This window comes from Aurantimonas marianensis (genome assembly GCF_024195285.1).
Taxonomy (GTDB): Bacteria; Pseudomonadota; Alphaproteobacteria; order Rhizobiales; family Rhizobiaceae; genus Aurantimonas; species Aurantimonas marianensis.
In genome coordinates, this window is sequence record NZ_JALHBS010000112.1 from 1 (window position 1) to 5085 (window position 5085).

4 protein-coding genes are annotated in these 5085 nt (G+C 59.3%); all 4 read right to left on the minus strand.

The genetic code is table 11. From position 1 onward, the window contains the following. The coding region (locus tag MJ956_RS17355; RefSeq protein WP_253965698.1) for a type I restriction endonuclease subunit R at positions 1 to 3169 on the minus strand (3169 nt) is incomplete at its 3' end. Beyond that, the gene (locus MJ956_RS17360; protein WP_253965699.1) at positions 3169 to 4239 is read right to left on the minus strand and encodes a DUF4917 family protein; all 1071 of its coding nucleotides are present in this window, start codon (positions 4237 to 4239) and stop codon (positions 3169 to 3171) included. The genes MJ956_RS17355 and MJ956_RS17360, both read right to left, overlap by 1 nt. Before the next feature lie 3 nt (positions 4240 to 4242). Further along, positions 4243 to 4473, minus strand: a complete 231-nt coding sequence (locus tag MJ956_RS17365) for a DUF2188 domain-containing protein (protein ID WP_253965700.1) — start codon at positions 4471 to 4473, stop codon at positions 4243 to 4245. Next, a partial coding sequence (locus MJ956_RS17370; RefSeq protein WP_253965701.1) for a restriction endonuclease subunit S occupies positions 4463 to 5085 on the minus strand: 623 nt, incomplete at its 5' end. The genes MJ956_RS17365 and MJ956_RS17370, both read right to left, overlap by 11 nt.

Genomic DNA, 5085 nt, shown 5'->3' on the forward strand with positions numbered 1-5085 from the left:
CCTCGACCGGCAATGCGATGCCACGTTCATCACGAAGGACGTCGAAGAAATAGTCGTCGATAGCGTTGCGCATCTTGTTCTGAGCGATGTCGTTGGACCAGACGTCAACGATGTGATGGGACTTGATGATATCGATGATCGTGAGCGCAATGGCGGCAACCTCATCCGCCTCGATCGGTTTGCCATCATCAGTCGCGAGCGCGCCTTCAAGGATCCCGAAAAATGCCTGCCCATCGTCGTTACCCTTGATCGCATCCGGCACCTCTCGCCCTCGGTCCTTGCGAGCGACCTTGCTTGCCAGATCGACCACCTTCTTGAGGTAATCGCGCTCGAAAATCCGTTTGGCCCGATAGTCGCGAATTGTTTCCTCCAACAGCTCCGAGAAGCTGCGGTAGAAGGTCGGGTCCTCGTCCATCTTTTCGGTGATGGTCCGCCGCGTTGCGCTGGCGATCCGGTCCGCCCTTGACGCCTCGGAGATACCCGTTTCCTCCACCACGGCCTTCAGCGCGTCCGGGTCGTTGATGTTGACCATCTCGATGATCGTCTCGGCCGGCATGGCAACGACATGGTCGTCGAGCAGCTTCTGGATCTTCGGCTCGAACTCCTTGACGTCGACGGTCTCCTGGTAACGCAGCTGAACTGAGCGCCGCAGTTCGGAAAACTGCTTCCAGTCCCGCTTCATGGCGTCGATCTTCGACTCGTCGAAGACGTCGAAGAGCTTGTCCGACGACAGCGAGATATGGAGGCAGCGGCTAAACACCTTCAGTCGTTCATAAAATTCCTGGCGGATCGCCTCATCGGCCAGGAACTGTTCGAACTGCTCCATGTCCTTCTTGTTTTTGACCGGCTTGAACAGGTCCCAGAGCTGATCGTGCAGCTGGGGTAGCTTCCGGATTTCCTCGCGCACGTCATGGACCGTGCCGGCCAGATCGGCGGCGTCGAAGCCCTCGAACGCGCTATAGGTCGTCAGCGCCGTGTCAAGTTCTCCGAGCAGCCCCTCATAGTCGATGATGAAGCCGAACTGCTTCTGGGTTGGGCCGTCTTCGTAGAGCCGGTTCACGCGGGCGATCGCCTGCAGAAGGTTATGCTCTCGCAGCGACTTGCAGACATAGAGCACGGTATTGCGCGGCGCATCGAACCCGGTCAGCAGCTTCGAAACGACGATGAGGATTTCCGGATCGCCCGAGCCCTTGAACGCGTCGATGATCTGCCGGGTGTATTCGTCTTCGGTCTTGTACCGTGCCATCATGCGCGCCCAGAAGCCGCGCACGAGGTCCTTCGATTCCTTGTCGACCTCCTCGTTACCCTCGTTATCATCGGGCGGCGAGATGACGATTTCGTTGGTGACGTGCCCGATCTCGTCGAGCACCTCCTTGAAGCGCACTGCAGCCGCCTTGGACGGCGCCACAAGCTGCGCCTTGAATCCAGTGCCTTGCCAGTGCTGGCGGAAATGCTCTGATATGTCGAAGGTCTTGGCCCGGATCGCCTGGCCGGTCTGCGACAGGGCGTCCATGCGCGAGAACTTGCGCTTCAGGTCGGCCTTCTGGCTATCGGTCAGGCCTTCGCTGATCTTGTCGAACCACTTGTCGATCACGCCGCAATTGACCTGCTGCTCGACAAGCCGTCCCTCATAGAGGAGCGGCACGACGGCTCCGTCAGCTACAGCCTCGTCGATCGCGTACTTGTGGATCAGGCCGCCAAAGGTCGAGAGCGTATTCTTCTCCTTCTTCAGGAGCGGCGTTCCAGTGAAACCGAGATAGCAGGCCTTTGGCAGCAGACGGCGCATCCGGGTGGCGAACTGGCTGTGGCCGCCATAGCGGCCCGTCTGCGAGCGATGGCTTTCATCGACCAGGACGAAAACGTTGGCGTCCTCATCGACATCCTCGGCGGCTTTGGCTGCCGTATCGAATTTGTTGATGATGGTCGTCACGAGCGGTGTCCGGTTCCGGATCAGATCGATCAGGTGCGCGCCGCTGGTCGCCCGTACGGGTTCCAGCTCGCAGGACTTGAACGTGTCCTTGATCTGCTTGTCGAGATCGTCGCGGTCGGTGACGATCAGAATGCGCGGATTGGGGATGGCCTTGTCGAGCGCGAGAGAGCGCCCCAGCATCACCATGGTCAGCGACTTGCCTGACCCCTGGGTGTGCCAGATCACACCACCCTTGCGGCGGCCATCCAGATTGGACTGGCGGACGCGTTCGACAGCCTTGCGGATCCCGAAAAACTGTTGGTGGCGTGCGACCTTTCGAGTGCCGCCATCGAAGACGGTGAAACGACGGATCAGGTCAAGCATTCGTTCTGGTCGACACAACGCGTGAATGGCGCGATCCTGCGCCGTAACAGCGCGCGGACCCTCGGCCGCCAGAGCCTCGAAATGGGCGCGCGCAAAGGCAAAGTCGCCCGAAAAAACTGCATCGGCCTCGGCCGCCGTCAGAGGCCGATTGGCCATCGGATCGATGGTCTCGTCCCGGTCTTCCTCGTCCCGCCACGTCTGCCAGAACTGCCGCTGTGTACCCACGGTGGCGTAGCGTGCCTCAACACGGTTCATCACGATGAGAAGCTGCGCGAAGTGGAACAGCTGTGGGATGTTGTCTTCGTTCTGATAGCCAATCAGCTGGCTACCGGCCTTCTTCAGGCTCTCGGTCGGCCGCTTGTTCTCGATCACGAGGAATGGAATGCCGTTCACATACGCGACGATATCGCACCGCTTGGTCTGGGGGCTGGCCGTGCGCTCGACGGAGAGCTCGGCTGTCACGTGATAGACGTTGTTCGCCGGCGTCTCCCAATCGACGTAGCGGAACGAATAGGACTTGGAGTCTCCCTGGATCGTCTTGGTGATGGTCGTGCCAAGGACGAGGGTGTCGTAGATATCCTGGTTGGTGCCCCGCAGGCCCTTCTGACGGTCGGGGGTGGGCTTCAGGCGCCGAATGGCTTCGTGCGCATCCTCGAGGTCGAAGGGATACTCCCGGCCGCGATGGGTGAACCTGTTGATTTTCAGAAGCTGGTCGGCAAGGACGTCGTCGAGCACAACGTTGCGCAAGCGGCCACCACGCTGGCGCACTGCTTCAGTCTGAGACAATGGCGTGAACCCCAGCGCCACAAGCAATTGAAGGGCGGGGATCTGAGATTGATGTTTCTCACGAGCGTCGAAACCACTGTCCACGTGCATTAGGCTCCCCAAACTTGGGCGGACGCCGCATCGAAGAAAGCAACGTCTAGTGCGGCCCGATCATCGCGCGAATGTGCCAATGCGGTTGCAGCGCCTCGGATCTGCTTGTTTCCAGGACTGTCTGGGTCGCCATAGAGGCCGATATAGACTTGTCCGATCTTGCCTCGCGCGATCTTTTTCAGAACGTGCTGGTCGTTGTCCGCAAGGCTGTGACCGAAAATGAAAAGCGCATCATTGCGCTGTGCCATTTGCGAGGAGAAGCTCTTGTAGGAATGGTGCAGGTACGCGCTGTGTTTAATCTTCGCGAGCTTCTGATTGCTTTTGCCCTCGGCCACGAAGAGCGGGAACTTGTTCGCACCCATTGCCTCTCGAGCCTGTTCAAGTAAGGGTTTTCCCGTATTCACCCATGTGTATTTCTGCAGTTCGGCACCCGCGTCGAACAGATGAAGTGCACCATGGAGGTAGTGGACCCGCTGCTCGTGTGCGCCGCTCTCCCCCATCCAGTTCACATATTCAGGTTCCGTATCTTCATCGCGGCCGAACCCGTCGTTGGCGGCCAGATCAATAGGGTCGTCGAACCCCATGTCGTCGTGCATAAGCGTCCAGTAGAGCAGAAGGTCGTAGTTCAGGGTGTAAACCTTGCCGTCCTTGTTCCCATCGCCGAGGAAATGCGACAGGAACCGGCGGCACGCCCAGAACTGTTCATCCGCGATTTCATTCGGGATGTTGGGGTGATTGTTTGCCACGGTCTGAATGAGGATGTCCCTCAGAGCTTCCGCATCGGCCGCCATCTGTTTTGCAGCGGTTGCCGCTGTGCTCGAATAGACGGAAACAATGCGCGATGCATCTTCCAGCAACTTAATGACGTGTTCAAAGTCGGTTGTCCCGACGGCCTTGAAGACATCAGGAAGCCTCGGGGCCGAGGAGAAGTCGGCCTGGTCGAAGAGTGAGCCGTACGTGAAGATCTTCGGGCGGCAGGCGATGCTGAACCCGTTGCCGAGCAGCAGGTGCCGCTTCTTGAACTGCGCCGAATGTTCAATCGCTTCATCGAAAGTGTGAAGATGGATCATGCCTTACCCCTTCGGCGGATACGGGTCTTTCCCGTAGGTGTTACGCTCACGGATTTTGCCGTCACGACCTTTGAGCAGTGCCTCGCCTTTCGTGTCGGCGGCCCGATGTTTTGAGTGCTTCCAAGCCTCGGCTTGCGTGTCCGTGACTTTGCTGGCCCGGTCGGCACCCTCGCGCTTCGATTCCCATTTCCCGTCAGGGCGTTGCTGGGTCCAGTAATTCTTCTCATCGGGCATCAGTTGTCTCCCTTGTTGGGTCGGAGGGGGATGTGGAATCCACTACCACCCGCCATTCGCCCGTCAGCAGCTTTTGCATAAGGCCACGTTTCTGGCGGGTGAGGGCTTCGATTTCCGCTTCGATGGCGGTGAGCTCAGCCTGCGATACTTGGACCACCTCGGCGATTGCGCCTTGTTCGGCTGGATCCATCGGCAGGTGCCGCTTCCCTTCAAGGAAGCGGCGATTGGTGATCGCGATGGTGTTCTTGGCACCTTTCTGCACCAGCGGGTGCAGGTAGTTGCGCACCGCGATAGGGGATTCGAACAGTGCTTCCAGGATTACGCCAAGCGCGTGGGTCGCGGGCGTAAACACCCCGTAGAGGGGCGAGACGATCACCTCGTGCGAGGTCTTGCTCTGCTTGATGATGCCGAGCGGGAAGTCTCCGGTCGGGCTCTTGGTGTAGACGATGTCGCCGGGCAGTACGCGGTTGTAGTGACCGGTTTCGGCGGCGGCAAAGGACCGGCCGAGGTGTTCGATTTGATTGATCAGGCCCTTGTGGACCGAGACAGAAAAGACTTCCTCCGCACCGGTGCCTTGGAGCCCGTGTTCGGTCAGCACCTCGCCCAGAGCGA

What these genes read in the sequence shown, in the direction of transcription:
- MJ956_RS17365 (WP_253965700.1), bottom strand. Translation starts at nt 4,473, where the DNA reads ATGCCCGATGAGAAGAATTACTGGACCCAGCAACGCCCTGACGGGAAA.
- MJ956_RS17360 (WP_253965699.1), bottom strand. Translation starts at nt 4,239, where the DNA reads ATGATCCATCTTCACACTTTCGATGAAGCGATTGAACATTCGGCGCAG.